The sequence below is a fragment of the Pseudomonas sp. GW821-FHT04D07 genome (assembly GCF_059420225.1).
The window spans coordinates 617,571-644,324 of the sequence record NZ_JBWKTH010000001.1 but is presented as its reverse complement, the minus strand read 5'-3'; the positions used below and the strand labels follow the sequence as shown (position 1 = coordinate 644,324).

At 61.4% G+C, this 26,754-nt stretch carries 29 protein-coding genes; all 29 read right to left on the bottom strand.

Translation table 11 applies throughout. The features are described from left to right. Positions 1-117 precede the first annotated feature (117 nt). The 29 genes from flhB to AC07T0_RS02905 all read right to left on the bottom strand — a co-directional run bounded on the left by flhB (position 118) and on the right by AC07T0_RS02905 (position 26,561). Positions 118-1,257 carry a flagellar biosynthesis protein FlhB gene (gene flhB / locus AC07T0_RS03045; RefSeq protein ID WP_494999789.1) on the bottom strand — a complete coding sequence of 380 codons (1,140 nt, stop codon included), beginning with the start codon at positions 1,255-1,257 and terminating at the stop codon, positions 118-120. 3 nt (positions 1,258-1,260) lie between these two features. Further along, positions 1,261-2,043 carry a flagellar biosynthetic protein FliR gene (fliR, locus tag AC07T0_RS03040; RefSeq protein WP_248799554.1) on the bottom strand — a complete coding sequence of 261 codons (783 nt, stop codon included), beginning with the start codon at positions 2,041-2,043 and terminating at the stop codon, positions 1,261-1,263. A 1-nt stretch (position 2,044) separates the two neighbouring features. Then, positions 2,045-2,314, bottom strand: a complete 270-nt coding sequence (gene fliQ / locus AC07T0_RS03035) for a flagellar biosynthesis protein FliQ (protein WP_248799553.1) — start codon at positions 2,312-2,314, stop codon at positions 2,045-2,047. 15 nt (positions 2,315-2,329) lie between these two features. Next, positions 2,330-3,082: a flagellar type III secretion system pore protein FliP gene (gene fliP, locus AC07T0_RS03030; RefSeq protein WP_494999788.1), complete on the bottom strand. Its 753-nt coding sequence runs from the start codon at positions 3,080-3,082 to the stop codon at positions 2,330-2,332. Then, positions 3,082-3,516, bottom strand: coding sequence for a flagellar biosynthetic protein FliO (gene fliO / locus AC07T0_RS03025; protein ID WP_494999787.1), 435 nt, complete (start codon positions 3,514-3,516; stop codon positions 3,082-3,084). The genes fliP and fliO overlap by 1 nt, the downstream gene beginning before the upstream one ends. Further along, on the bottom strand, positions 3,517-3,984 hold the full coding sequence (gene fliN / locus AC07T0_RS03020; protein WP_248799550.1) for a flagellar motor switch protein FliN: 468 nt from the start codon (positions 3,982-3,984) through the stop codon (positions 3,517-3,519). It abuts the gene before it with no gap. Positions 3,985-4,040: 56 nt separating this feature from the next. Then, positions 4,041-5,009 carry a flagellar motor switch protein FliM gene (gene fliM / locus AC07T0_RS03015; protein WP_494999786.1) on the bottom strand — a complete coding sequence of 323 codons (969 nt, stop codon included), beginning with the start codon at positions 5,007-5,009 and terminating at the stop codon, positions 4,041-4,043. A gap of 9 nt (positions 5,010-5,018) precedes the next feature. Beyond that, positions 5,019-5,525, bottom strand: a complete 507-nt coding sequence (gene fliL, locus AC07T0_RS03010; RefSeq protein WP_494999785.1) for a flagellar basal body-associated protein FliL — start codon at positions 5,523-5,525, stop codon at positions 5,019-5,021. 255 nt (positions 5,526-5,780) lie between these two features. Next, entirely contained in the window at positions 5,781-7,274 is a 1,494-nt protein-coding gene (locus AC07T0_RS03005; protein WP_494999784.1) for a flagellar hook-length control protein FliK, read from the bottom strand. 116 nt (positions 7,275-7,390) lie between these two features. Further along, the gene (locus AC07T0_RS03000) at positions 7,391-7,735 is read right to left on the bottom strand and encodes an Hpt domain-containing protein (RefSeq protein ID WP_494999878.1); all 345 of its coding nucleotides are present in this window, start codon (positions 7,733-7,735) and stop codon (positions 7,391-7,393) included. A gap of 41 nt (positions 7,736-7,776) precedes the next feature. Continuing rightward, positions 7,777-9,483: an ATP-binding SpoIIE family protein phosphatase gene (locus tag AC07T0_RS02995; RefSeq protein ID WP_494999783.1), complete on the bottom strand. Its 1,707-nt coding sequence runs from the start codon at positions 9,481-9,483 to the stop codon at positions 7,777-7,779. A gap of 5 nt (positions 9,484-9,488) precedes the next feature. After that, on the bottom strand, positions 9,489-9,794 hold the full coding sequence (locus AC07T0_RS02990; protein WP_494999782.1) for an STAS domain-containing protein: 306 nt from the start codon (positions 9,792-9,794) through the stop codon (positions 9,489-9,491). Positions 9,795-9,882: 88 nt separating this feature from the next. Continuing rightward, complete coding sequence (gene fliJ, locus AC07T0_RS02985; RefSeq protein WP_103495957.1) at positions 9,883-10,332, bottom strand: flagellar export protein FliJ; 450 nt, start codon at positions 10,330-10,332, stop codon at positions 9,883-9,885. A 6-nt stretch (positions 10,333-10,338) separates the two neighbouring features. Beyond that, on the bottom strand, positions 10,339-11,697 hold the full coding sequence (fliI, locus tag AC07T0_RS02980) for a flagellar protein export ATPase FliI (protein WP_494999781.1): 1,359 nt from the start codon (positions 11,695-11,697) through the stop codon (positions 10,339-10,341). Next, positions 11,687-12,469, bottom strand: coding sequence for a flagellar assembly protein FliH (gene fliH / locus AC07T0_RS02975; protein WP_494999780.1), 783 nt, complete (start codon positions 12,467-12,469; stop codon positions 11,687-11,689). The genes fliI and fliH overlap by 11 nt, the downstream gene beginning before the upstream one ends. A 10-nt stretch (positions 12,470-12,479) precedes the next feature. Further along, entirely contained in the window at positions 12,480-13,499 is a 1,020-nt protein-coding gene (fliG, locus tag AC07T0_RS02970; protein ID WP_100939016.1) for a flagellar motor switch protein FliG, read from the bottom strand. Further along, positions 13,492-15,279, bottom strand: a complete 1,788-nt coding sequence (fliF, locus tag AC07T0_RS02965) for a flagellar basal-body MS-ring/collar protein FliF (RefSeq protein WP_494999779.1) — start codon at positions 15,277-15,279, stop codon at positions 13,492-13,494. Before fliF ends, fliG begins: the two co-directional genes overlap by 8 nt. 21 nt (positions 15,280-15,300) lie before the next feature. Further along, positions 15,301-15,630: a flagellar hook-basal body complex protein FliE gene (gene fliE, locus AC07T0_RS02960; protein ID WP_103495961.1), complete on the bottom strand. Its 330-nt coding sequence runs from the start codon at positions 15,628-15,630 to the stop codon at positions 15,301-15,303. Positions 15,631-15,762: 132 nt separating this feature from the next. Further along, on the bottom strand, positions 15,763-17,175 hold the full coding sequence (locus AC07T0_RS02955; RefSeq protein ID WP_494999778.1) for a sigma-54-dependent transcriptional regulator: 1,413 nt from the start codon (positions 17,173-17,175) through the stop codon (positions 15,763-15,765). Beyond that, positions 17,172-18,368 (bottom strand): sensor histidine kinase, encoded by a 1,197-nt coding sequence (locus AC07T0_RS02950; RefSeq protein ID WP_494999877.1) that lies wholly within the window; start codon positions 18,366-18,368, stop codon positions 17,172-17,174. Before AC07T0_RS02950 ends, AC07T0_RS02955 begins: the two co-directional genes overlap by 4 nt. A 128-nt stretch (positions 18,369-18,496) precedes the next feature. Further along, positions 18,497-19,972 carry a sigma-54 dependent transcriptional regulator gene (locus tag AC07T0_RS02945; protein ID WP_494999777.1) on the bottom strand — a complete coding sequence of 492 codons (1,476 nt, stop codon included), beginning with the start codon at positions 19,970-19,972 and terminating at the stop codon, positions 18,497-18,499. Positions 19,973-20,143: 171 nt separating this feature from the next. After that, positions 20,144-20,440 (bottom strand): flagellar protein FliT, encoded by a 297-nt coding sequence (gene fliT / locus AC07T0_RS02940; protein ID WP_494999776.1) that lies wholly within the window; start codon positions 20,438-20,440, stop codon positions 20,144-20,146. A 10-nt stretch (positions 20,441-20,450) separates the two neighbouring features. After that, on the bottom strand, positions 20,451-20,846 hold the full coding sequence (fliS, locus tag AC07T0_RS02935; RefSeq protein WP_494999775.1) for a flagellar export chaperone FliS: 396 nt from the start codon (positions 20,844-20,846) through the stop codon (positions 20,451-20,453). Positions 20,847-20,981: 135 nt separating this feature from the next. Further along, entirely contained in the window at positions 20,982-22,430 is a 1,449-nt protein-coding gene (gene fliD, locus AC07T0_RS02930) for a flagellar filament capping protein FliD (RefSeq protein ID WP_494999774.1), read from the bottom strand. Positions 22,431-22,515: 85 nt separating this feature from the next. Further along, positions 22,516-22,878 carry a flagellar protein FlaG gene (locus AC07T0_RS02925; RefSeq protein WP_494999773.1) on the bottom strand — a complete coding sequence of 121 codons (363 nt, stop codon included), beginning with the start codon at positions 22,876-22,878 and terminating at the stop codon, positions 22,516-22,518. 73 nt (positions 22,879-22,951) lie between these two features. Continuing rightward, positions 22,952-23,803 (bottom strand): flagellin domain-containing protein, encoded by an 852-nt coding sequence (locus tag AC07T0_RS02920; RefSeq protein ID WP_494999772.1) that lies wholly within the window; start codon positions 23,801-23,803, stop codon positions 22,952-22,954. 192 nt (positions 23,804-23,995) lie between these two features. Further along, positions 23,996-24,265, bottom strand: a complete 270-nt coding sequence (locus tag AC07T0_RS02915) for a hypothetical protein (RefSeq protein ID WP_494999771.1) — start codon at positions 24,263-24,265, stop codon at positions 23,996-23,998. Next, positions 24,262-25,554 carry a motility associated factor glycosyltransferase family protein gene (locus AC07T0_RS02910; RefSeq protein WP_494999770.1) on the bottom strand — a complete coding sequence of 431 codons (1,293 nt, stop codon included), beginning with the start codon at positions 25,552-25,554 and terminating at the stop codon, positions 24,262-24,264. Before AC07T0_RS02910 ends, AC07T0_RS02915 begins: the two co-directional genes overlap by 4 nt. 80 nt (positions 25,555-25,634) lie before the next feature. Then, on the bottom strand, positions 25,635-26,561 hold the full coding sequence (locus tag AC07T0_RS02905) for a ketoacyl-ACP synthase III (protein ID WP_494999769.1): 927 nt from the start codon (positions 26,559-26,561) through the stop codon (positions 25,635-25,637). Positions 26,562-26,754 lie beyond the last annotated feature (193 nt).

Genomic DNA, 26,754 nt, shown 5'->3' with positions numbered 1-26,754 from the left:
GCGCCATAGGCCTGCCTCTGCAAGAAGCCTTCCAACTCTGTCGACGAGGTTTAAATGGATAGGTGATGGCGCACGCAAAAGTCGTATTTATACCGAGTAGCGCCAAAGGAGCACTGATCAGGTATCGCGGCGCAGATCCGGCGGAATCGGCAGGTCGCCCTTCAGAGGATCGGGGCGCTTGCCCTTGCCGGCGCGGTACTGGCGGATCTGGAAGACGTACGCCAGCACCTGCGCCACTGCCAGGTACAGGCCCGCCGGAATCTCCTGATCCAACTCGGTGGAGTAGTAGATCGATCGCGCCAGGGCCGGCGACTCCAGCAGCATGATCTCGTGTTCGACGGCGATCTCGCGAATTTTCAAAGCCAGGAAGTCGCTACCCTTGGCCAGCAACACCGGCGCCCCGCCCTTCTCCGCGTCGTATTTGAGCGCTACGGCATAGTGGGTCGGGTTGGTGATCACCACATCCGCCTCGGGAATCGCCGCCATCATCCGCCGCTGCGACATTTCGCGCTGCAACTGGCGAATCCGCTGCTTGACCTCCGGCCGCCCTTCCTGGTCCTTGTGCTCGTCGCGCACTTCCTGCTTGGTCATCAGCAGCCGCTGGTGCGCTTCGTAGAGCTGCACCGGCACATCCACCGCAGCAATGATCAACAACCCCAGGGACATCCACAAGGTGCTCCAGCCCACCACCTGCAGGCTGTGAATGATCGCCAACTCCAGCGGTTCATGGGCAATGCGCACCAGATCGTCGATATCCGAAGACAGCACCGACAGGCCGACGAACAGGACGATGACAAATTTTCCGATGGCCTTGAGCAGTTCCATCAGGGCCTTGATCGAGACCATCCGCTTGATCCCCGGCAAAGGGTTCATCCGACTGAACTTCGGCGCCAGACTGCTGGCGGAGAACAACCAGCCCCCCAGGGAAATCGGCCCGACGAAGGCCGCAAACAGAATAGTGAGCAGGATCGGCTGCACTGCCCAGATCGCCATTTCCCCCGAATGCAGCAGGAAAATCGCCATGTAGCGCTGGTCGACCACCACTTCACGCGTCAGGCTGAAGTTCAACCGCATCAACTCGGCCAGGTTTTGCGCCAGGGCACCACCGAACACCAGCAAGGCCCCGGCACCGGCCATCATCACGGCAAAGGTATTGAGCTCCTTGGAACGGGCAACCTCACCCTTCTCACGGGCGTCCCTTTTCTTTTTTTCCGTGGGGTCTTCTGTCTTGTCCTGACCGCTCTCGCTCTCTGCCATGGCTCAGCGCGCCCGTGCCAATTCGCGTAAGAACTGCAGAGCCTCGACGGCCAGCGGTTGATACTGGTTGAAAATGTCCGCCAGGCAGACCCAGAGGATGAACATCCCCAGTACCAGGATCAGCGGAAAACCAATAGAGAAAATGTTCAACTGCGGCGCGGCGCGGGTCATGATGCCAAACGCAATGTTCACCACCAGCAACGCGGTGATCGCCGGCAGCACCAACACCAGCGCCGCCCCGAGTACCCAGCCGAGCTTGCCGGAAATTATCCAGAAGCCCGTGGTCGACAGCCCGCTGCCCACCGGAAAGGTGGTGAAACTCTCGGTCAGCACTTCAAGGACCACCAGATGGCCGTTCATGGCCAGGAACATCAGCGTCACCAGCATGGTGAAAAACTGCCCGATCACCGCCGTCGAGACACCGTTGACCGGATCGACCATGGAGGCGAAGCTCATACCCATCTGCACCGCAACAATCTGCCCGGCCACCACGAAGGCCTGGAAAAACAGTTGTAGGGAGAGCCCCAGCAAGGCTCCGAAGATGATCTGCTCGGCGACCAGCAGCAGCCCGCTCAGATCCAGAGGATGCACTTCGGGCATTGGCGGCAGGCCGGGGGTGATGACCACGGTGATCGCCAGGATGAAATACATGCGGATTCGCCTTGGCACCAGCGTGGTCCCGAAGATCGGCATGGTCATGATCACCGCGCCGACCCGGAACATCGGCAGCATGAAACTCGCGACCCAACTGCTGATCTGCGTATCGGTCAGCGCAAGCAGCGACATGTCAACCGATGACCTGTGGAATGCTACCGTACAGCGACAGGATGTACTCCATGAACTTCTGCACCATCCAGGGACCGCCGACGATCAGGGTGATCAGCATCACCAACAGGCGCGGCAGGAAGCTCAGGGTCTGTTCGTTGATCTGGGTGGCGGCCTGGAACATTGCCACCAGCAGGCCCACCAGCAGGCTCGGGATCACCAGCACCGTGACCATCACGATGGTCAGCCAGAGGGCATCGCGAAATATGTCGACTGCGACTTCAGGAGTCATTGCACATCACTCGCTCTAGACACCGCCAAAACTGCCGGCCAGGGTACCGATGATCAGTGCCCAGCCATCCACCAGCACGAACAGCATGATCTTGAACGGCAGGGAAATAATCAGCGGCGACAGCATCATCATACCCATGGCCATCAGCACACTGGCCACCACCAGGTCGATGATCAGGAAGGGAATGAAGATCATGAAACCGATCTGGAAGGCGGTCTTCAACTCAGAGGTCACGAAGGCCGGCACGATAATGGTCAGCGGCGCCTGGTCGGGCGTGGCGATATCGGTACGCTTGGACAGGCGCATGAACAGTTCCAGGTCACTACTGCGGATCTGTGCCAGCATGAAGTCCTTGATCGGCCCCTCAGCCTTGAGCACCGCATCCTGGGCCGTCATCTTCTCTGCCAGATACGGTTGCAGGGCATCATGGTTTACCTTGTCGAAGACCGGCGCCATGATGAACATGGTCAGGAACAATGCCATGCCGGTGAGGATCTGGTTCGACGGCGTCGATTGCAGGCCCAGGGCCTGGCGCAGGATCGAGAACACAATGATGATCCGGGTGAAGCTGGTCATCAGCATGACGAACGCCGGGATAAAACTCAGCGCCGTCATGATCAGCAGGATTTGCAGGTTGACCGAATATTCCTGCTGGCCGTTGGCCCCGGTGCCGAGGGTGATCGCCGGGATCGACAATGGATCGGCCGCCAGCGCCAGAGGCGCCGCCAGCAGCAAGGCCAACGTCAAGACAAACCGCAAAGCGCCCATCACTTCTTATCCTTACCCAGCAATTCCATCAGGCGTTGAGCGAACTCAGGTGTGGCCTGCTCGCCGCTCGGCACCTGGACCGGTTCCTTGAGCACATGCAGCGGGGTGATGGTGCCCGGCGTCAGCCCGAGCAGGATCTGCTCATTGCCGACCTGCACCAGCACCAGGCGGTCACGCGGGCCGAGGGCGCGCGAGCCGATCAGTTCGATCACCTGCCGCCCCTTGGCCCCCGGGCCGACCTGTTGTACACGGCGCAACAGCCAGGCGAGGACAAAGATGATCCCCAGCACCAGCAGCAACCCGAGCACCAACTGCGTCAACTGCCCGGCCATGCTGCCGGGTGCGCTCGGCGTGGCTGCCGCTGCGGTGGCCAGGGGTTCCGCCGCCCAGGCACTGAGCGGCGACAGCAGTAGGATGCCGGGAAGCCTGTTCATTCAGCGCAGCTTCTTGATGCGTTCGCTCGGGCTGATCACGTCGGTCAGACGGATACCGAACTTCTCGTTGACCACCACCACCTCGCCATGGGCAATCAGGGTGCCGTTGACCAGCACATCCAGGGGCTCGCCGGCCAGGCGATCGAGCTCGATCACCGAACCCTGGTTCAATTGCAGCAGGTTGCGGATGTTGATATCGGTGCTGCCGACTTCCATGGAAATCGACACCGGAATATCGAGGATCACTTCCAGGTTCGGACCGTCGAGGGTCACCGGGTCGTTGTTCTTCGGCACACTGCCGAACTCTTCCATCGGCAGGCGGCTTCCGCTCGACGAATTGCCGGAGTCAGCCGCCAGCAAGGCATCGATATCGGACTGGCCGGCATCGCCGGTTTCTTCCAGCGCGGCCGCCCACTCATCGGCGAGGGCCTGGTCGTCGGCGGAAGTCATATCGTTATCATTAGCCATCAGTTGTCCTCGGCAAGCAGAAATTCAGTTAACACAGCGCATTCCTGATCGGCACCCTAGCGGCGCCCGATCGCCTCAATCACTTGCAGTGCCAGATTGCCCTTGTGGGAACCCAGCTTGACCTTGAACGATGGCACGCCGTTGGCGCGCATCACCATCTCATCCGGCAGCTCCACCGGAATCACATCGCCCGGCTGCATGTGCAGGATGTCCCGCAGGCGCAACTGGCGACGGGCGACCGTGGCACTGAGCGGCACGGCCACGTCGAGGACGTCCTCGCGCAAGGCCTTGACCCAGCGTTCGTCCTGATCGTCCAGGTCCGACTGGAAACCGGCGTCGAGCATTTCCCGCACCGGCTCGATCATCGAGTACGGCATGGTCACGTGCAGGTCGCCGCCACCACCGTCGAGTTCGATATGGAAGGTCGACACCACCACCGCCTCGCTGGGCCCGACGATGTTGGCCATGGCCGGGTTCACTTCCGAGTTGATGTACTCGAAATTGACTTCCATGATCGCCTGCCAGGCTTCCTTGAGGTCGATGAACGCCTGCTCCAGCACCATGCGCACCACCCGCAGTTCGGTGGGAGTGAATTCACGACCTTCGATCTTGGCGTGGCGGCCATCGCCACCGAAAAAGTTGTCCACCAGCTTGAACACCAGCTTGGCGTCGAGGATGAACAGGGCGGTGCCGCGCAGCGGTTTGATCTTCACCAGGTTGAGGCTGGTGGGAACATAGAGCGAGTGCACGTATTCGCCGAATTTCATCACCTGCACGCCACCGACCGCCACATCGGCGGAACGGCGCAGCATGTTGAACATGCTGATACGGGTGTAGCGGGCGAAACGTTCGTTGATCATCTCCAGGGTCGGCATGCGTCCGCGGACGATGCGATCCTGGCTGGTCAGGTCGTAGCTTTTGACACTGCCAGGCTCGGCAGCGGTTTCGGTCTGCACCAGACCGTCATCGACGCCATGCAAGAGGGCGTCGATCTCATCCTGGGACAGCAGATCCTGCACGGCCATGTCGTGATCCTACTGCAATACGTAGTTAGTGAAGAGCAGCTGTTCGACCACCACTTTGCCGACTTCCTTCTGTGCCACTTCCTGCACGCTGGCAGTGGCTTTCTGGCGCAGCAGTTCCTGGCCGACCGGGGTCGCGAGAGTTTCGTAGGTCTGTCCGGAGAACAGCATCACCAGGTTATTGCGAATCACCGGCATGTGTACCTTGAGGGCCTCCAGGTCGGCCTGGTTACGCGCCAGCAAGGTGATGCTCACCTGCATATAGCGCTGGCGGCCGCTGGCGTCCTTGAAGTTGGTGACAAAGGCCGGGGCCATGGGCTCGAAGATCGCCGGCTGCTTGCCGCTGGTGGCGGCTTCGACCGGTGCCGGAGCCGGTTTGCTCTGGGCACTGTGCATGAAGTACCAGGTCGCGCCCACCGACAAGCCGATGGCCAGCAGCACGCCCAGCACAATGACGATGATCAGCTTGAGTTTGCTTTTACTGCCGGGTTCTTTTACCGCTGCTTCGCTCTTCGCCATGCCAATAATCCGTCACTATTCGATTTTTCATAGTCGCACGGCAAGGCTGGAGCAAGTGTTATGCCAGATTGGACATAAGGGAAATACAGTCTTTGAAATACCAGGGAACCTGTGGGAGCCGGCTTGCCGGCGATGGCGCCAGGATGAACGCCGCAAGGCTCAAGGGCCTCATCGCCGGCAAGCCGGCTCCCACAGTGACCACGCTGAACGCAATGGCGCGTCAAGGGCCAAGACCGTTCTACAGTGCGTCTGGGATCAGGCGTAGTAGTCGACCGCGCTGGAGCCCACCACCACGCTGGAACTGACCGCCGCCGCCTCGCTGGCCGCGGCAATCGACAGGTCATCCTGGCTGTCGCCACCGAGGCTACCGCCACTGCCGCTACCTTTGTGCGCCTGCTGCTGTTGCTGCTGCGCACCCTGGCCCTGGCCGGCCCAACCACGAGCCTGGTCGGAAACGCTGACATCGGCCTGCCCCAGGCCTTGCTGCTGCAACATGTCGCGCAGACGCGGCATGTTGCCTTCGAGTGCATCGCGTACCCCGGCGTGGGCGCTGATGAAACTGATCTGCGTCGGCTGGTCGGCCGACATGTTCACCTTGATATCCAGGCGCCCGAGCTCGGCGGGTTGCAACTGGATTTCCGCCGACTTGAGGTTGGCGCTGGAAAGGTACATGACCCGATTGACCACTTCCTCGCTCCAGCCGCTCTGGTGCATCGCCAACGGCTGGTTGACCGGCAGCGCATTCGCGCTCTTGGGCGTGGGCGCCTGGGTCAGGGCCGCCAGACGATTGGCGAAGTCATCGACCCGGGTATCGCTGGAAGCGCTCTTGATATCCTTGAGACCGTCATCGATCAGGGTCTTGAAGGATTTGTCGCCCCCCTGGTCGCTGCTGCCGGGATCGCTCTTCTGATCCAGCATCGTCACGACGTTATTGGCCTGGTTCTGCGCCAGTGTCGAATCAGTGGCGTTGGTGTTGCTGTTGCTGTTGCTGTTGTCGCTGGACTTCGCCGCGGTCTGGCTGCCGCTCGAGACGTGACCGCCCTGCTCCATGGCCAGGCGTACCGCTGGCAGATTGTCCAGCGGGTCCGCGGCCGGATCGAAATCATCGCCCGCGGTCGAGGCCTTCGCGTTAGCCGGTGCGGTCGCGGCGCTGACCGCTGCCGCCAACGGCGCCTGGACCACTGCCGGATCGACCGCTGCCGCCGCGGCGGGAGCCGGAGTCGGCGGGGTCGCGGCAGCCTGGAGCAGCGCCGGGTCCAGGCTCGGGTCCGGCGTCGCCACGGCGACCGGAGTATCGGTCGTGGTGCTGGCGTCAGCGCTGGAAGCGGTCTTGTCGTCGGACTTCGAGGTATCGGTCGAGGCCGTCGTGCCGTCGGTCGCGGTCGCGGTCTTGTCAGAAGCGCCCTTGTCATCGGCGGACGCCGTCTTGCCATCTACCTTGGTGGATTTGTCGGCAGGCAAGGATTTGCCGCTACCGGCAACCGGCGACTGCGCGGCGGCATCCTGGTTGTTGGCGTTACTGGCCGGCGCGTCCGGCTTCGACGGCTGCACAGGGGCCTTGTCCGCCGTCGACTTGAGCGGATTGAAGGCGACCTTGACCGGATTGCTCTGGGTGCTCTGGTAGACCTGCGCAAAGCTGAAAGCATTGTCCTTGGGCGGCGCGAAAGCGGTCGGCGCAGGCATGACAGGGTCTGCCTGCGGCTTGACGGCAGCATTGGCCTGGAGGAGCGAATTAGGGACGAGTGACATTATACGGTCTCCGCTGCACAGGGGTCGTAAGTACAGTGCAAGGAGCAATAGCAAGGTTCGGGCCACATTGCCCGGACGGGTCAGATGCAACCCATCCAGGCACCGGGCCCATGCGGCTAAGGCCGGACCGGAAAGCGCTCGCGCTCGGTTTCGTAATAACGGCGCACCAACTCATATTCATGGTCGATCTGGTGGATCAGTTCTTCGACACCCACCAGCGGCAATTGCCCGGCAAGCTGTTCCAGTTGACGACAAAGCTCGGCCAGGCGCAGCGCGCCCATGTTGCTGCTGCTGCCCTTGAAACTGTGGGCCGCCGCTCCGAGGTCCACGGCATTGCTCGCCTGGTGCAACTGCCCCAGACGTTTTCTCGAATCGTCGAGAAAGGTATCCAGCAACAGCGGATACTCATCCTCCATGATGTCCTGCAATGCACTGAGTGCATCACGGTCCAGATGCTCCATATCGTTGTCCACTTGATCGCTCCCTGCTCCTGACCTGCGAATTATGCCTGAGCCTCCCACGAAAACTCCACGTGGGCACTGCGCCCATTGTCCGACCAGCAGGCATTGCGACCGAGCTGGCGCACCAGCCCGACACCACGCCCGGACAGCCGGTCGACCGCCACGGGACGCTCCATCACCTTCGCCACGTCAAAACCATTGCCACTGTCATCGACCTGTACGCTCAACCGCCCGCCCGCCCCCAGGGGGATCACTTGCAGGCGCACCCGCACAAAGCCTTCCTCCAGTTCGAGCAGACGCCGATTGCGCTGTTCATAGTATTGCGCAAATCCTTTCACATCGCGCTTGAGGCTCGAATCCAGGCCGAGCACACCATGTTCCAGGGCGTTGGAGTAGAGCTCGGCGAGCACGCTGTAGAGCGCGCCGCTCTGCGTACGCAAGCCATGCACTTCCATCAGCAGTTGCAGCATGTAGGGTAATGGATTGAAGCGCTTGAGGCTGGCCGCGCGGAACTCGAAGCTCACCGACCAGTCCAGCGGGCAGGACTCACCGCTGTCGGAGTAGACCATGGCGTTCGGCAACTGCCGCGTCGGTGCCGGCAGGCTGACCTGGACCATGCTGACATCGTCGCGAGCCTCGCCGCGAAAGCGGTGCAAGGCCTCCTGGATATCCTCGAACAGGCGATCCGGCTGCCGATTGGCCGCGAAGACCTCGTGCAGACGCTCCACGCCAAATAACTGCTCGTCGCTGTTACAGGTATCGATCACCCCGTCGGAGAGCAGGAACACCCGGTCACCGTGGGCCATGGGGTAGACATCGGTGCGGTGGTCGAACAACTCGGCTCCCAGCACCCCCAGCGGCAGGTGCTGGGCCACCAGCGGCTGGCGCTCCCCCGTGGCGAGCCGGTGCAGGTAGCCGTCCGGCATGCCGCCATTCCACACTTCCACCACTTGGCGCTGCGGACTCAGGCAGACAAAGGTGGCGCAACAGAACATGTCCACCGGCAGGATGCGCTTGAGCTTGGCATTCATCTCCCGCAGGGTTTCCGGCAGGCCATAACCCTTGGCGGTCATGCCGTAGAACACTTCCGCCAGCGGCATCGCCCCGACCGCCGCCGGCAGGCCATGGCCGGTGAAGTCACCGAGCAGCACATGCATGTCGCCGGCCGGCGTATAGGCCGCCAGCAACAGGTCGCCGTTGAATAGCGCATAGGGTGATTGCAGGTAGCGGATATTCGGCGAGCTAAGGCAGCCGGCGTGGGCCACCTTGTCGAACACAGCCTTGGCCACCCGCTGCTCGTTGAGCAGGTAGTCATGGTGCCGGGCAATCAGGTCGCGCTGTTGCAGGACGGTGTCCTGCAGGCGCCTGAGGCGGTCCATGGCCTTGATCTTGGCGCCGAGAATGACCTGGTTGTAGGGTTTCGCGAGAAAATCGTCGCCGCCGGCTTCCAGGCAACGCACCAGTCCATCGACTTCGGTCATGGAGGTCAGGAAGATGATCGGCACCAGCGACTCGCCGGCCAGCACCTTGATCCGCCGCGCCGCCTCGAAACCGTCCATCACCGGCATCATCGCATCCATCAGCACCAGCTGTGGCCGCTGGGCCTCGAACAAGGCCACGGCCTCCGCGCCGTTGCTGGCGGTCAGCACCCCATGACCCTGGCGCCGGACAATACTCGAAAGCAACAACCGATCAGCCGCGCCATCTTCGGCGATCAGTACCGTCAGCGACTCCGCTCCCGACTGCATGAAGGTCAGCCGATGTCGAAGAGTTTGTCGAAATTGGAGATGGCGAGAATCTTGCGCACATCCGAGTTGCTGTTGATCACTCGTACATCGGAATGATCACCACCGGCGTGATCGCGCAACAAGAGCAACATGCCCAGCGCCGAACTGTCCAGATAGGTCGCTTCCTTCAGATCGACCACAATGGACGACGGTTTCCTGGCAAGCCCCTCATAAGACTCACGAAATTCCTGATGCCGACCAAAATCAAAGCGCCCCTTGATGGAGATCGTCAATTTTGCGCCATCGGGCGATACTACTGCGACTACAGCCATGATACTGCTTCCTTGTCAGTGGCGACGTGTACAAGGTTTAGCACCCCGCCGAAGGTAGGGCAACCGTGAGCGTCAAAATTCCTGCAGATCAATACGGACTCTGCCGCGGCAAACGCTGGGACAACTCATCCAGCAACTTCTGTTCACGCTTGTCTTCCAAATGGCGCGCCTCGTCGACATAACGTTGCACCAGTTTGCGCAAGCCTTCGACCCGGGCATAGGCCTGCTGCCAGGCCTCGCGCGCCTTGTCGAGATTGTTCTGGTGCCAGGCCAGACTCTGGCGCTGTTGGCCAACCGCCGTGTCCAGCTGGGTGAGAAACTGCTGGTAACCCAACAACCATTGGCCGGAGACCCCGAGGCTGCCACGCTGGATCCACTGTTCCTGGTATTCGAGGCGAAAACGCTCGAGATCCTCCAGCTTGTTCTGCGCGACCCGCACCTGGCCCTGGAAATAACCAAGGCGTTGGACTGCCGTGCGCTCGGTACTTTCGGCCATATCGACCACCGGGGCCAGGCGCGCGGCGCGACTCAGGGCCATGATCGATTAACCGCCCGCCGCGGGAGCGAAGATCGACGCCAGATGCGCGCCGCTTTCACCCAGGCTGATATTGTCGTTCAAGCCCTGGCGCAGGTACTGCACCATCGCCGGCTGCAGGGCAATCGCGGTGTCGGTCTCACGGTCGCCGCCAGCCACATAGGCACCGACGCTGATCAGGTCGCGGCTCTGCTGATAACGTGACCAGAGCTGCTTGAAGTGCTGGGCGCGACTCATATGCTCGGGACTGACCACCGCGGGCATGACCCGGCTGATGGAGGCTTCGATATCGATCGCCGGGTAATGGCCTTCCTCGGCCAGGCGCCGGGACAGGACGATATGCCCGTCGAGCACGCCCCGCGCCGAGTCGGCAATCGGGTCCTGCTGGTCATCGCCTTCGGACAGCACGGTGTAGAACGCGGTGATCGAGCCACCGCCGGCCTCGGCGTTGCCGGCACGCTCCACCAGCTTGGGCAGCTTGGCGAACACCGACGGCGGATAACCCTTGGTTGCCGGCGGTTCGCCGATAGCCAGGGCGATTTCCCGCTGAGCCTGGGCGAAACGGGTCAGGGAGTCCATGAGCAACAGGACGTTCTTGCCCTTGTCGCGGAAATACTCGGCAATCCGTGTGCAGTACATGGCCGCGCGCAAACGCATCAGTGGCGCGTCATCCGCCGGCGACGCCACCACCACCGAACGCTTGAGACCTTCTTCACCGAGGATATGCTCGATGAATTCCTTTACCTCGCGACCCCGCTCGCCGATCAGGCCGACGACGATAATGTCGGCCTCGGTGAAGCGGGTCATCATGCCCAGCAGCACACTCTTGCCCACGCCGGTACCGGCGAAGAGCCCTAGGCGCTGGCCGCGGCCCACGGTCAACAAACCATTGATGCAGCGAATGCCCACGTCCAGCGGCTGGCTGATGGGATTGCGGTTGAGCGGGTTGATGGTCGGACCGTCCATCGGCACCCAGTCCTCGGCCTTCATCCCACCCTTGCCGTCGAGGGCACGGCCGGCACCGTCAAGCACCCGCCCGAGCATGCTCATACCCATCGGCAGGCGCCCGGTATCGGCCAACGGCACGACCCTGGCGCCTGGTGCTATGCCGGCCACGCTGCCCACCGGCATCAGAAACACCTTGCCGCCGGAAAAACCCATCACCTCGGCCTCGACCTGCACCGGGTGATAGCTGTCGTCGTTGATCACCATGCAGCGTGCGCCCATGGCGGCGCGCAAGCCCTCGGCTTCGAGGGTCAGGCCGACCATGCGCAACAGGCGCCCTTCGAGGATCGGCTGCCCAGGCAAGTCGATGGCTTCGGCGTAGCCGCTCATGCGCTTGCCGAAGCTGGTGCGCTCAAGACGCATCGGACAGGTCCGCTTCGGAAACCGTGGCCAGCGCTTCCTCCAACTCCAGAGCCATGTCTGGCATCGCCGGGTGCAGGGATTGCTCGTGGAGTTGATCGAACAGTTGTCCGATGGCCTTGCTGATACGGGTTTCGATGGTTGCATCGATCCGGCTGTGCTCGGTTTCGATCCGGCAGCCACCGGCCAGCAGGGCCTCGTCCTCGACAATCCGCCAACTGGCCTCGTGGCGCTCGCGCAGAGCCTTGATCTGGTCGAAATCCTGGGGGTTGATGTACAAGCGCACATTGTCGGCGCCCAGCGGCAACAGCTTGAGGGCTTCGCGCAGGACATGTTCGATCTGGCTGGAATCGGTCTTCAGTTCACGCTGGATGACCTCGCGGACCATGTGCTCGACCAGGCCCACCAGGCTCTGCTCGATCTGCCGGTCCTGCTCGGCGATGGGCGCGAACAGATTGCCCATCAACACTTCCAGGGACTTGAGCTTGGCGCTGAGAGCGACTTCCGCTTCCTGCCGCACCTTGAGCTGGGTACTGTGGAAACCTTCGCGCTCGCCCACGGCGAAGCCTTCGTTGTAGGCTTCCTGGCGAATGCTTTCGAGTTCTTCGAGGGTCAGCGGCTGGACTTCCTCCAGCGGCACTTCCTCCATCTCGAGCGGTGCTTCTTCCACCGGCTCCGGCTCGGGTGCTTCGACATGCGGGTCGAAGCTGGGCAGCGACCAGAGGTCAAAACCACCCACGTCCCGGGCGCGGATCAGATCGGTTGGATCAGTCATGGCTTGATCCTTAGATCATCTCTTCGCCGCCCTTGCCACCGAGCACGATTTCTCCGGCTTCGGCCATACGGCGGGCGATGGTAAGGATTTCCTTCTGCGCGGTCTCCACGTCGCTGACGCGAACCGGACCCTTGGCTTCGAGGTCGTCGCGCAGCAGTTCCGCCGCACGCTTGGACATGTTCTTGAAGATCTTTTCCTTGACGCCTTCATCCGAGCCTTTGAGTGCAAGCACCAGCACGTCGGAAGACACTTCGCGCAGCAGCGCCTGGATACCACGGTCGTCGACATCGGACAGGTTGTTGAAGACGAACATAAGGTCTTCGATCTGGGTCGACAGGTCCTCGTCGACTTCGCGGATCGAGTCCATCAACTGGCCTTCGATCGAGCTGTCGAGGAAGTTCATGATGTCCGCGGCACGCTTGATACCGCCCAAGGTGGTACGGGCCGCGTTGGAGTTGCCGGAGAACTGCTTCTCGAGAATCTGGTTGAGTTCCTTGAGCGCCGCCGGCTGCACCGTGTTCAGCGACGAGACCCGCAGGATGATGTCCAGGCGCACCTTGTGATCGAAGTTGTTCAGTACTTCGCCGGCCTGGTCGGGGTCGAGGTAAGCCACGACGATCGCCTGGATCTGTGGGTGCTCGTAACGGATCACGTCCGCCACCGCCCGCGGCTCCATCCACTTGAGGCTGTCCAGGCCGCTGGTATTGCCGCCCAACAGGATCCGGTCGATCAGGCCGTTGGCCTTGTCTTCGCCCAGGGCCTGGGTGAGCATCTTGCGTACGTAGTCGTCGGAGCCGACGCCCAGGCTGGTCTGGTCGCCGACGATCTCGACGAACTCGCTCATGACCTGTTCGACCTGCTCGCGGTGCACGTTGCGCATCTGCGCCATCGCCACGCCGACCCGCTGGACTTCCTTGGGACCCATGTGGCGCAACACTTGTGCAGCATCAGTGGAGCCCAGCGACAGCAGCAAGATCGCGGCTTTGTCGACCCGGGTCAGCTTCTGGTTGACGGCGGCGTTATTACTCATCGGCGTTAATCCACTCTTTGACGACCTGTGCCACACGGCCCGGGTCTTCGGCTACCAGACTCTTGATGGCGTTCAGCTGTGCGTCATAACCTTCGCTCGGACTCGGCAGCAGGATGCTTTGCGGACCGCCCAGGCTGACCCGGTCGTTGGCCAGCTCGCCATCCAGGCCGCCCATGCCGCCCAGTTCGACGTCGCCGCCGAAACCGGCCAACTGCTTGCCCTTGCCGCCACCGGTGATGTTGTTGAGCACCGGACGCAACACACCGAACACCAGCACCAGGATAAACAGCACACCCAGTACCTGCTTGACCACATCCCAGAACCAGGGTTGCGAGTAGAACGGAATATCGGCGATCACTTCACCGCGCTCGGCGGAGAATGGCACGTTGATCACGCTGACGCTGTCGCCGCGACTGGCGTCGAAACCGACGGCGTCCTGGACCAGGCGAGTGAAGCGCGCCAGTTCGTCGGCGTTCCACGGTGCACGGGTGGTTTCGCCATTGGCCGGGTTGATCTTGACCTGGTCGTCGACCACCACCGCCACCGACAGACGAGTCACGCGACCCTGCTGTTGCTTGGTGTGGCTGATGGAGCGATCCAGTTCAAAGTTCTTGGTCGATTGTTGACGCTTGTCCGCCGGATACGGCGCCAGCATCGGTTGGCCGGTGGCCGGATCCATGATCTGCTGGCCATTGGCATCAAGCAATGGCTGACCAGCAGCAATGGCCCCGGTCGAAGCGCCAGCACCGCCAGTGGTCTGCGGTGCGCTGGCCGGACCTGGCGGCTGGTTGCTCAAGGCCCCCGGCACGCCTTGCGGGCCATTGCTGGCGGTGCGCTGTTCGGTGGTCGATTGCTCGCTGCGCAGCGCCGGCTGGTCAGGGTTGAACTGTTCGGAGGTCGACTCGACGGCGCTGAAATCCACGTCGGCGGAGACTTCGGCCTTGTAGCGGTCGTTACCCAGCACCGGTTGCAGGATGTTGTGCACCCGCTGGGTGAGCATGCTTTCCACACGCCGGCTGTAATCGAACTGCTTGCCGGCCATGCTCAATTCGGAGTTTTGCGCCTGGTCGGAGAGCAGGTTGCCCTTCTGGTCGACGACGGTGACCTGCGACTTGTTGAGCTCCGGAACGCTGGTAGCCACCAGGTTGATAATGGCAACCACCTGCCCGGGTTCCAGGGAACGACCGGAATACAGTTCGACCAGTACCGAAGCACTGGGTTTACGCTCATCGCGCACAAACACCGAGCTTTTCGGGATCGCCAGATGCACGCGGGCACCCTTGACGTTGTTCAGGCTGGAAATGGTCCGGGCCAATTCGCCTTCCAGGCCGCGACGATAACGGGTCGCCTCCATGAACTGGCTGGTACCCAGGCCCTGGTCCTTGTCGAGAATTTCAAAACCGATATTGCCATCGCTCGGCGTCACGCCAGCCGCGGCCAGCTTGAGACGGGCGCGGGAGACGTCATCGGCCTTGACCAGCAGCGCGCCGGAATTCGGCTCGACGGTGTAGGGAATATCCGCCGCCGCCAGGGTTTCCATGACCTGCTTGGCATCCATACCGGCCAGGCTGCCATACAGCGGCCGGTAGTCGGGCTGCTGGGACCACAACACCACGGCAAAGCCGATCGCCACGCTCGCCGCCAGGCCGACCATCAGGCCAACCTGACGGAGCATGGTCATTTCGGAAAGATTTTCCAGAAAGGACAACCCGAACAGCGGCGGTTTACCGTCTGTGGGGCCGGACTTGGCCGGTACGTTATCGGCGAGAACTTCTGCCATGACTGTTTACGTCCCTAACCCTTAAACCGGCATCTGCATGATGTCTTGATACGCCTGGACCAACTTGTTGCGCACCTGGGTCAAGGCCTGGAACGAGACGCTGGCTTTCTGCGAGGCGATCATGACGTCAGTCAGATCGACCCCGCTCTTGCCGATTTCGAATGCGGTGGACAGCTGGCCAGAGGCTTGCTGCACGTCGTTGACCTTGTTGATGGCATTGCCGAGCAAATCGGAGAAGCTGCTACCGCTGACTTCCGGCGCGGCCACGGCCGATTTGGGTTGAGCCATGGCATCCATTTGCATGGAGCGCATGTCCAGCATCAATCGATTAAATTCAACACCCTGGCTCATGAACGTCTCTCTCCGGCGACCTGCAATTTTTTGACACTTGTGCAGCAGTTAGTGAAGGGTTAGCAACAAGGGTGCCAGCTCCTTGTCGTCCTCGAACAAAATCCGATACACGACGCGCGAGCCTGAATCGACTTACGTGGCAAACAGATAGGCTTCGACATCCATTCCGGCATCGCGCATCTGCGCCAGTTTGTAGCGCAGCGTACGCGGGCTGATACCCAGTCGCTCGGCGGCTTCCTTGCGCCGCCCGCGCTCGGCGCGCAGGGTGTCGATGATCATCTGGAATTCACGCCGACGCAGGTCGTCGCCCAGGCCACCCGCCTGCTCCCCCGCCACCGCCTCGGCCCCTACCGGCTCACCGACAGACTGCCTGGCGGTCACCACGAGCCCTGGCATGGACACCGCGCCAACCGGGCCGACCAGGCAGAAATCCTCGGCCTGGATCAACCCGCCCTGTTGCAGGATCAGCGCCCGCTGGATCGCATTGTCCAATTCACGCACATTGCCCGGCCACGGATAACCGATCAGGCAGGCCTGCGCCTGGGGTGACAGTCGAACAGTTGCATGTTTCATTTTGGCGCTGTGCTTGGCAAGTAGACGTTCGGCCAGTGGCAGAATATCGGCGGTACGCTCGCGCAACGGGCGCCAGGCCAACGGAAAAACCGACAGGCGATAGTAAAGGTCTTCACGGAAACGCCCCGCCGCCACTTCCCCGGCCAGGTCCCGGTTGGTGGTAGCCACCACGCGGATATCCAGGCTGATCGGTTTGCGTGCACCGACCCGCTCGACCTCGCGCTCCTGGAGCACGCGCAACAGCTTGGCCTGGAGACCCAGGGGCATTTCGGAAATCTCATCGAGCAGGAGGGTCCCGCCATCGGCTTGCTCGAACTTGCCAGCCTGGGCCGCGATGGCGCCGGTGAACGAGCCCTTTTCGTGACCGAACAGGGTTGCCTCAAGCATGTTGTCGGGAATCGCCGCGCAGTTGATGGCGATAAACGGCTGACTGGCACGCGGCGATTGCTGATGGATATACCGCGCCAGCACCTCCTTGCCGGTGCCGGACTCCCCTGATATCAGCACGGTCGAATCACTGCGCGCGACCCGTGCCGCCAGCTCGAGCAACTGCGCACTGGCCGGCTCCGAAGCGATCGGCCCCTCACCGTCCACCGCGCCCGACTGTCCCAGGGCATGCCGCGCCACCAGGTCGAGCAGGGCCTTGGGCTCGAATGGCTTGACCAGGTAGTCGGCCGCACCCTGGCGCATCGCATCCACCGCCCGCTCCACCGCCCCATGGGCGGTCATCAGCAATACCGGCAACTGCGGCTGGCGCGCGCGCAGCAGGCACAGCAACTGGTGGCCATCCATGCCCGGCATATTGACGTCGCTGATCACCAGGCCGAACGACTCCGCGGCCACCGCCTCCAGCGCTTCCTCGGCCGAACCGACCGCATGGAAGCTATGCCCGGCCAGCAGCAGGGTATCGGCCAGCGCTTCGCGCAAGGCATGATCGTCCTCGACCAGCAGGACCTTGAGCAGCGGTTTCATTCTTGAGCCTCCATGGCGCCGGGAATCAGCGGCAGGCAGACCATCGCACAGGTGCCACGCCCCGGCCGTGAATGTAATTGCATGTCGCCCTGATGCGCCCGGGCAACGGCCTTGACCACGGCAAGACCGAGGCCGGTACCGGTGGTCTTGGTGGTAAAGAAGGGTTCGCCCAGGCGCGCCAGCACCGCCGGCTCGATACCCGCGCCGTTGTCGCTGATGCACAGGCGCAAGGTGCTGCCACGGGCGTATAGGTGCACCTTCAAGCGCACCGCGCCGGTGCTGGCCTGCTGGGCATTTTCGATCAGGTTCAACAGCGCCCCCACCAGGGTGTCGCGGTTGCACAACAACTCGCCGACATGGCTGTCGCACTGCCAGCGCACGACGGCGCCCTGGACATGGGTCTGTGCCGCGGCTTGCAGCGCCTGCATCAGCACTTTGGGTGTCAGCCGGTTGGTTAGCGGCAGTTCGCCACGGGCGAATACCAGCATGTCGCGCACCTGGTGCTCCAGTTCATGCAGGCGCTCTTTCAAGCGCCCGGCAAAACGCTGCTGGGTCTCCACTGGCAAAGCCTGTTCGGTGAGGTGGCTGGCATAGAGCAAGGCCGCCGAGAGCGGTGTGCGGATCTGGTGCGCCAGGGACGCGACCATCCGCCCCAGCGATGACAAGCGCTCATGCCGGGCCAACTGATCCTGCAGGCGACGGGTTTCAGTCAGGTCGTTGAGCAGCACCAACTGGCCCGGCTCCGCATCCAGCGAACGTGTGGAGATCGACAGGCGCCGACCATCCTTGAGGGATATTTCATGACCGTCGTCTTCACGCGGAGCGAAGCAACGGCCGATCACCTGGCGCCAGAGCTCGCCGACCAGTGGCAGGCCGAGCAGCTCCCGGGCCGCCGGATTGGCCTCACTGACAATGCCATGGGAATCGATGACGATGACCCCGCCCGGCAACAGGTCGAGCAGGTTCTGCAGACGATTGGCCAAGCGCTCTTTTTCCGCCAGTTCCGCCATGCGCTGGGCGCTGACCACGGCCAGCTCGCCCTTGAGCTCGGTGACCCGGGCTTCGAGCAGGCTGTAGGAATCGTTGAGCTGCGTCGACATCTGGTTGAACAGCGAGAAGGCCTGCTCCAGGCCCAACCGACCGACCTGCTCGACGGACGACGAGGATCCCGTGGTTTCAGGGACAGGTGACATCGGGGCGGCTTGGGGCATGGTGCTCTCTCGCTTGGCTGACCGTCATTTAAACGGAACGTTACAAGAGACTTAGCAATACCCGTGCCGAAAAAAAATCAGCCACTTTTCAACAGGTTGAAAAACAGGCGTCAATCATCCGCCTGTTCATCGCCCTCGCGACGGCTCATCCCGTACTTGCGCATCTTCTCCACCAGGGTGGTACGACGAATACGCAGGCGCTCGGCGGCGCGGGCCACGATGCCATTGGCGTCGTCCAGCGCTTGCTGGATCAGCCCCTGCTCCAGACCACCGAGGTAGTCCTTGAGGTCCAGGCCTTCGGGCGGCAGCATCGCCGAGGTGGTGAAATCCGGGGTATGGCCATTGATCGCGACCCGCTCTTCGAGGTCACTGCGCAGGCTGTCCACCAGTTGCTCATCTTCGTCATCGACGTAGCGGAATTTCTTCGGCAACTCGGCGACACCAATCACCCCGTACGGATGCATGATCGCCATGCGCTCCACCAGGTTGGCCAGTTCACGGACGTTGCCCGGCCAGGCATGACGGCACAGCGACATGATCGCCGCCGAGTTGAAACGGATGGAGCCGCGCTTTTCGTGCTCCATGCGCGAGATCAATTCGTTCATCAGCAACGGAATATCTTCGACCCGCTCACGCAGCGGCGCCATCTCGATGGGGAACACGTTCAGGCGGTAGTAAAGGTCTTCGCGGAAGCTGCCGACCTCGATCATGCTTTCGAGGTTCTTGTGGGTCGCCGCGATGATCCGCACGTCGATGCTCTGGGTCTTGTTGCTGCCCACGCGCTCGAAGGTGCGCTCCTGCAGCACGCGCAACAGCTTGACCTGCATCGGCAGCGGCATGTCGCCGATCTCGTCGAGGAACAGCGTACCGCCGTTGGCCAGTTCGAAACGCCCGGCACGGCTGGTGATCGCCCCGGTGAAGGCGCCCTTCTCGTGACCAAACAGCTCGCTTTCCAGCAACTCGGCCGGGATCGCCCCGCAGTTGACCGGTACGAAAGGCGCGTCACGACGCTTGGAGTGATAGTGCAGGTTGCGCGCCACCACTTCCTTGCCGGTGCCGGACTCGCCGAGGATCAGCACGCTGGCATCGGTGTCGGCCACTTGCTGCATCATCTGGCGCACATGCTGGATGGCACGGCTGGTACCGACCAGACTGCGGAACAGGTTCGGCTCGCGCTGCCGACCGCGCTCACGGGCCTGGTCGTACATCTCGCGATAGACCTGGGCACGATGCAGGGAGTCGAGCAGCTTGCTGTAGCTGGGGGGCATTTCCAGGCTGGACAACACCCGGCGGCGTTGGTCTTCGGGCAGGTCGGCAGAAGAAATATCACCCAGGAGCAACACCGGAAGGAACTCATCCCAGGTTGAGAGTGTCTTAAGCAAGCCAGTCACTCCGCTCGCGGCGTTGACAGTCCCAAGCAGGACACACAGCACTTCGCGACTGGACGACAAAGAGCCGACCATCTGCTGCCAGTCATCGCTGGTGCAGGAGAGATTTTCTTCGCCGAGAAAATTTAAGATCACCGCCAAGTCGCGGCGGCGAACGCTATCGTCATCGATCAGCAGAATTTTGGTTTCACGCCACATGCAATAGCAACTTCCCTAGTCAACTCGATGCCCGGTATGGGTGGGGCAAGCTAGACATCCGAGGCCGGACAGGGCCTCCAAGGACGACTGAAATCTGGAAACAGCACTAGTTAAGTCAAAAAAGCGTACATAGTCAAATTTATGGCGCAATACGGTTCGATTAACCCAACATTAACCGAACAGATGGTAAACCTTTGCGGCGTTCCTTGCTTGCTGGATCTTCGACATCTCATCGACTATCGACTGACGTTCGCTCATCGCCGCTTCCAGCAGCAGGCGATAGACGTGCAGCAATTCTTCCAGTTTGGCGCGCAGCGCATCCTCATCCAGGCCAGTCTCGCCGAGCACATCTTCCATGCAAGCGCGGCATGCCAGGTCCAGCTGGGTGATGGCCTCCCAATCACGCTCGGCCAAAGCCTTTACCAGGGCTTCGCGGGTTTCTTCGATACGCTGCAGTACGAGACTCATGGTACACTCCTTAGAACTGCGGACCCGGCGCGGTGATGGCGTCCCAACCTTCCTTGACTGTGGTGAGCAGACCGGCGACCTCGTCCAATATCTGAGGGTCCGACTTGATATTGGCTTGTGCCAGGCGCGTCATCATGTAGGCGTACAGATTGTCCAGGTCACCCAGCGAATCCGCCGAGTTCTCCAGATCCAAGCCTTCGCGCAGACCACCGACGATGCCGATGGCCTTGCCGATGGCGACCCCCTTGGCGGCGATGTCCTTGCGCTCGATGGCGCCTTTGGCCTGGGCAATGCGATCCAGGCCACCTTCCATCAACATCTGCACCAGACGATGAGGACTGGCCTCGGAGGTCTGCGCCTGGGCTCCCACCTTCTGGTATTGCCGAAGGGCTAGCATCGGATTCATGTTCTACCTCATTGCCACTCAAGGGTTCGTATAAGCAGTGTATCGCCTTTGAATCAGAAAACTTTAGACCCGAAGAACAAAAACCCGGCACGCGCTGGACGCGGCCGGGCTTTTTCCTGGCACTGACGCTGAGACTTAGCCCGACTTCTGCGCGTTCAACGAGGTAAAGAACGACGTAATGCTGGTGGCGGTCGCCTTCAACTGCCCGACAATCAAGTCCATGGCGTTGTACTTGGCCGTCAGGGTAGCGGTCATGTTGGTGACATGCAGATCCAATGCCGCCTGCTGGCTGGTCAAGTCGGAGGCCTGGGTCTTCAGGCTGTTGCTGCGCTGATCGAGCACCCCGCCGGTCTGGACATAGGGAGTGATTGCCTTGGTCATCCGCGCCAGCAGACCGTCCGCCCCCGCGTTGGCGGTGGTACCGGTAAACAGCGCCTGCACCTGACCGCTCAAGCCATCAGTGGTCATGGCCCGGGTAAACGTAGTGCTGTTGAAGTTCAACTGCCCCGTGGTCTGATCAGTCGCCACACCCAGTTGCGAGAGCACCGCCAACTGACTGCCCGGCCCGGGCGTAGTGAGCACACCGCGTACAGCGGCGATCAGTGAGCGAGGCAGTGAGTCGCCGGTGAAAGCCGCCGAAACGGTTGGCTTGCCATTGGCATCCAGGGTGGCCTTGGTCAGGGTGTTGATCGTCGACATCAGGGTGTTGTAGGCACTCACGAACGTCTGGATCGAGGTCTGCAGACCTGTAGTGTTAGTGCCTACGGAGATGGTGGTAGCAGTGGGCGTGGCGGTGCCGGCACCCGCACTGGGTGCCACCAGGCCGAACGTCAGGCCACTGATCGCATTGCTGACGGTATTGCTCTTGCTGGTTACAGCCAGGCCATCGACGGTCAGATTCGCATCCTTGGCGAGCGCGCTGACCGCTCCCGAACTCGAGGCCAACGGCGGATTGGGCATGACCTGGGTGCCGTCGATCGCCAAGCCCGCGATACCACTGACCACCAGGTCGGACCCCGTCCCCGTGGTCGTCGAACCGATCACCAGGCGCGAACCGTTCGAGTCGGTCACGATGTTGGCCGAGATACCGTTGCCCGACAGCGTCGAGTTGATGGCATCGCGCGTCGTTTGCAAGGTCGCATTGGACCCAATGGTGACGTTGTAGTTAGTGCCATTTTGACTGATAGTCAGGGTACCACTCGGAATGGCACTCGTCGCACCGCCGGCAAAAGAAGCACTGGCAACTTTCGAACTGGTGGCGAGGTTATTGACGACAACGCTGTAGCTACCCGCCACCGCCGAGTTATCGGTGGTCGCAGTCAGGACCGAGGTGGCCGACGATGTCGCGGTAAACCCCGTGAACTGAGGATTGGTCGAACTGTTGAGGTTGGTCAGCGCGGTCTGGAATGTCGTCAGTGCACTCTTCAGCGAGCCCACGCCGGAAAGCTTCAGCGTATTGGTCGATGTCTGGCTATTGATCTGCACCTGCTTGGCCGACTTGTCGGCGTTGACCAGCGCGGTCACGATCGAACTGATATCCAGGCCGGAACCCAAGCCCGTACTCGTTGAAATTGGACTTGCCATGTCTACTGTCTCCTCACAATTTGCTGCCAGTCTTTTGACCTTTGCCAGCGCCCGAAGAACTTGAACACACTATTCATGCCAGCTGTCAGGCTTTCGCGTCGAACAATACGCTACCGGCCGAGCTCAGGCTATCCGCCAGTTTCAAGGCTTCTTCGGAGGGGATCTGTCGAACCACCTCGCCGCTCTCGCTGGCGATCACCTTGACCACGACTTGCCCGGAGTGCTCGTCAATGGAAAATTCCAGGTTGCGCCTGATCGATTGAACGAACTTCTCGATATCCTGTACAGCCTGCTTGAGTCTATCGGAAGAATCCGAATCCTTGCTGGTGGCCGAAACAGCTTTCGCCGTATCCGCCTGAGGCGCCGCAGCTGATTTATCGGCAACAGAGCCCGAACCGGTTGGAGTAACCGCCGGGTAAGACAGATTAAGCTTTACACTCATGTCCATGTCCATCACCTCTCAACGTGAAAAAGCGAGAGAGCGCGGCAAGCACACTCTCCCGCCCAAACTCATTCCAAAATTACTGAAGCAGCTTCAGTACAGAGGAAGGCAGTTGGTTGGCCTGGGCCAGAATCGAGGTGGAAGCCTGTTGCAGGGTCTGGCTCTTAGTCAGCTGAGCGGTTTCAGCAGCGAAGTCGGTGTCCTGTACGCGGCCTTGTGCGGCGGTCACGTTCGCGGTCACGTTCTGCAGGTTGGAGATGGTGCTGGTCAGACGGTTCTGCGAAGCACCGAGGTTGGCGCGGGTAGCACCGATGGCGGCGATTGCAGCGTCGATCGCGGTGATTGCGTTGTCGATGTTCGAAGCGGCGGCTGCCGAAGTAGCACCGGTCAGCATCACAGTACCGCTACCAACCGACAGGCTGACGGCGTCGAACTTGGAGCTCAGGGTCAGGTTGATCTGGTTGGCGGAACCGGTGTTGGAGCCGACTTGCAGGGTAACGACACCTGCCGAACCGTCCAGCAGGTTTTTGCCGTTCAGCTGGGTAGAGGCGGAGATACGAGTCAGTTCGTCCGACATCTGGGCGAATTCGCCGTTGGTCGCGGTCTGGTCAGCGGTACCGTTGGTGCCGTTACGGGCCTGAACAGCCAGTTCACGCATACGCTGCAGGATGTTGGTGGACTCTTGCAGTGCGCCTTCAGCGGTCTGCGCCAGGGAGATACCGTCGTTGGCGTTTTTTACCGCAACGTTCTGACCACGAATCTGGCTGGTCATGCGAGTGGCGATCTGCAGGCCGGCGGCGTCGTCTGCGGCGCTGTTGATTTTCAGGCCGGAAGACAGGCGCTGCATGGAGGTGGACAGAGCACTGGCTGCACTGTTCAGGTTCTTTTGAACATACAGTGAAGTTACGTTGGTGTTTACGGTTAATGCCATGACGAAATCCTCGTTGGTTGGGTACTGCGGCTTTCCGGCCCTGGCAAGCGCCGGGTGTGGCCTAGAGAACCTTCGTAATAGTTATCGTCGGGATAGCAGGTTGCTTGAGGGCTTTTTTCAAAAATTTTGCTAGCACACTGCCACACCTTGGAAAACAAGGGCTTGCGCCCCACCAACGAAAAAAAAATGACGTCAGGGAACTGCCGCTGACTCCAGCAACACCACCAGTTCGTACTCCATCCAGTCGGCCAGCCCCAACCAGTCCTGCGATTCCTGGCAAGCCAGCATGCAGGTCAGCAGTTGCGTCCACTGTTGCCGGGACTCCTGCGAAGCACCTTCCAATACTCCTTGAGCCGCGTCGAAGACCTCGACCATATCCAAGGCCGCCTCCACATCGCGACCCAGACGAAACAACCTGGCGCACCCACGGGCACCTTCGATGCATTGCGCCAGTCGACTCATTGCACGAACTCCTGGTCGAACCCGGCGCCGACGATCCGTGCCCCCGCCCGGCTGCTGTTGAGGAAACTCACGTGCGGATGACGGGCGATATAGCGTTCCAGTTCGACGAGGTAGCGACGGAAGTTCAACTGCGTCCTGACCCGTTGTCCATGGCCGTCCAGCACCCAGTGTCGTGCCAGGTCGACACCGGGGCCGAGGTCGCCATCCTTCCAGCCCGCGTGGGTCCTGTTCATCGGGAAGGCGAAGTCAGCGCCAAACAGCGTGATGCGGGCCGCACCCATCTTCACCGCCAAATCGACCGCCGGGTGCAGGACACTGCCGCCGACGAACAGCAAGCCTCTATGGAGCCGATCGCGCACCGGGGCATAGATCGGGCTGATGGAATAGCCGCCGTAGCGCGGGCCTTTCCAGGCTTGCAGGACCTGGGGATCGCTCATCGGCATATAGACCAGGGGAATACCGTCGGACGCTTCAGGAGGCAAGTGCCGGAAACCGATGCGCCGGTCAATGCTGACCACGATATCGGGCCTGATCCCGTGCTCACGCAGCGGCCGATAGGCAGTGTCGACGCTGATGAGCAATGGCCGGTCCGGTTGCCGGCCAATTGCACGCAACCGCTCGAACTGCTGCTCCAGCGTCGGCCCGGTGCCGATCACATAAACGTGCTGACCCATCCGGGTCGAGAACAGCTCGGCCACATCGCGATCGGCACCAAACACCTCGCGAGTGTCCTGCAGACGTTGAACAATTTCCGCGGACCGCGGATCGAACTCGCGGTTATTGAAGGTCAGGTGCACTTCCCCGACCAGACGATCACGCATCCGCGCATTGAAGTCATCGGCCAGCACCAATTCGGCCGGCAAGGCGAAAAACGGCAGGAGAATCTCGGGATGGTCGGCGGCGTAGCTCAGTTCGACCCGTGGATCACTCAACCAGGACTGCTGGTCCAACAACCCCAGCACCAGCTTGAACAGAGCCCCGTTGAGGACATGAACACACAGACGCTTGAGTGTCGGCAGCTCCAGCAGCACCTGTTGCAGATCGCCCAAGCCCACCCCATACAGGTGCAGCATGGGGCTGTCCGGGGGCAGGCTGACCGCCTGCAGGCGCGCCTCGGCGACACGATCATGCCGGCTGGTGAGCTGAATGCCGCCCACGCTCAGGGTCGAGCCCAGCCCCTCCACCAGCTCGACCGGCAACGACTCGCTGTCCTCGGCCAATAGGCGCGCCAGCAAACCCGGCCAACGGGCACCAATGACTTGCAGGTTCTGCTCGAAACTCTCGCTCATGCCGCCTCACTCAACATCCGCGCAAAAAAAAGGCGCTCAAGGTTATCTCACCTGAAGCGCCCTTTTGCGACCTTATGCAATCAACGCCGATGAATAATCGCCGAGCCCCAGGACAAACCCACGCCAAAGCCACTGAGGGCCACGCGCTTCCAGGTCGAGTCGAGGACATGTTTTTCCAGCAACAGCGGAATACTCGACGACACCGTGTTGCCGGTCTCGACCATATCCTTGATGAACTTCTCGGGCTCGCCCTCGAAACGCCGTGCCACGGCATCGACAATCGCCGCGCTGCCCTGGTGAATGCAGAACGCATCGATATCGTCCGCCTGCAAGCCGGACTCCTCGAGCAACTCGTGCAGGTGCGCCGGAACCTTGAGCAGGGCGAAGTTGAACACCTGGCGACCGTTCATGAAAAATACGCCGTTGCTGACCTTCAGGTGCGGCGCGCCGGACCCGTCGGTGCCGAACTTGGCCTTGCCCAACTGCCAGGGCGCGTCTTCACCCATCCAGGTGGCCGTCGCCGCATCACCGAAGAGCATGGTGGTGTTGCGATCTTCCGGGTCGACAATCTTCGAATACGGGTCGGCGGTCACCAGCAAGCCGTTCTTCAGGCCCGCGGCTTCCATAAAACCCTTGATCGCGTAAATGCCGTAGACATAACCGGAGCAGCCCAGGGAGATATCGAATGCGGCCACGCTGGTGGGCAGGCCAAGCTTGTCCTGGACGATGGCGGCGGTATGCGGCAGGCCTTCCTCATCACCGTTCTGGGTGACCACGATCAACACATCGATGGATTCGCGCTTGAGCTCGGGATTGCGGGCGAACAGCGCGTTCACCGCCTCGACACACAGGTCCGAGGTTTCCTGCTCATCATCCTTGCGGGGCAGGAAGGCCGAACCGATCTTGCCCAGGATGAACGCTTCATCCTTCTCGAATTTTGCACCTTGTGCGTAATTGTCCACGCCGGCTACAGGCACGTAGCTCGCAATGCTCTTTATGCCAATCATTACGGCTTCCCAATAATAAACAGCTGAAAACCCTCGCTCACCAGAACCGAGGGCTGCCGACAAACAGAGATTTGACGCCGCCCACGGAGGGGCGGCTGCCGGAAGAACAAAAGGCTAACACCGGACCGGTCATGAGCCAGGCGCCATCTTCCAGGTCAATACAATACAGTGAAGATGCGCGTTATGACTCGCA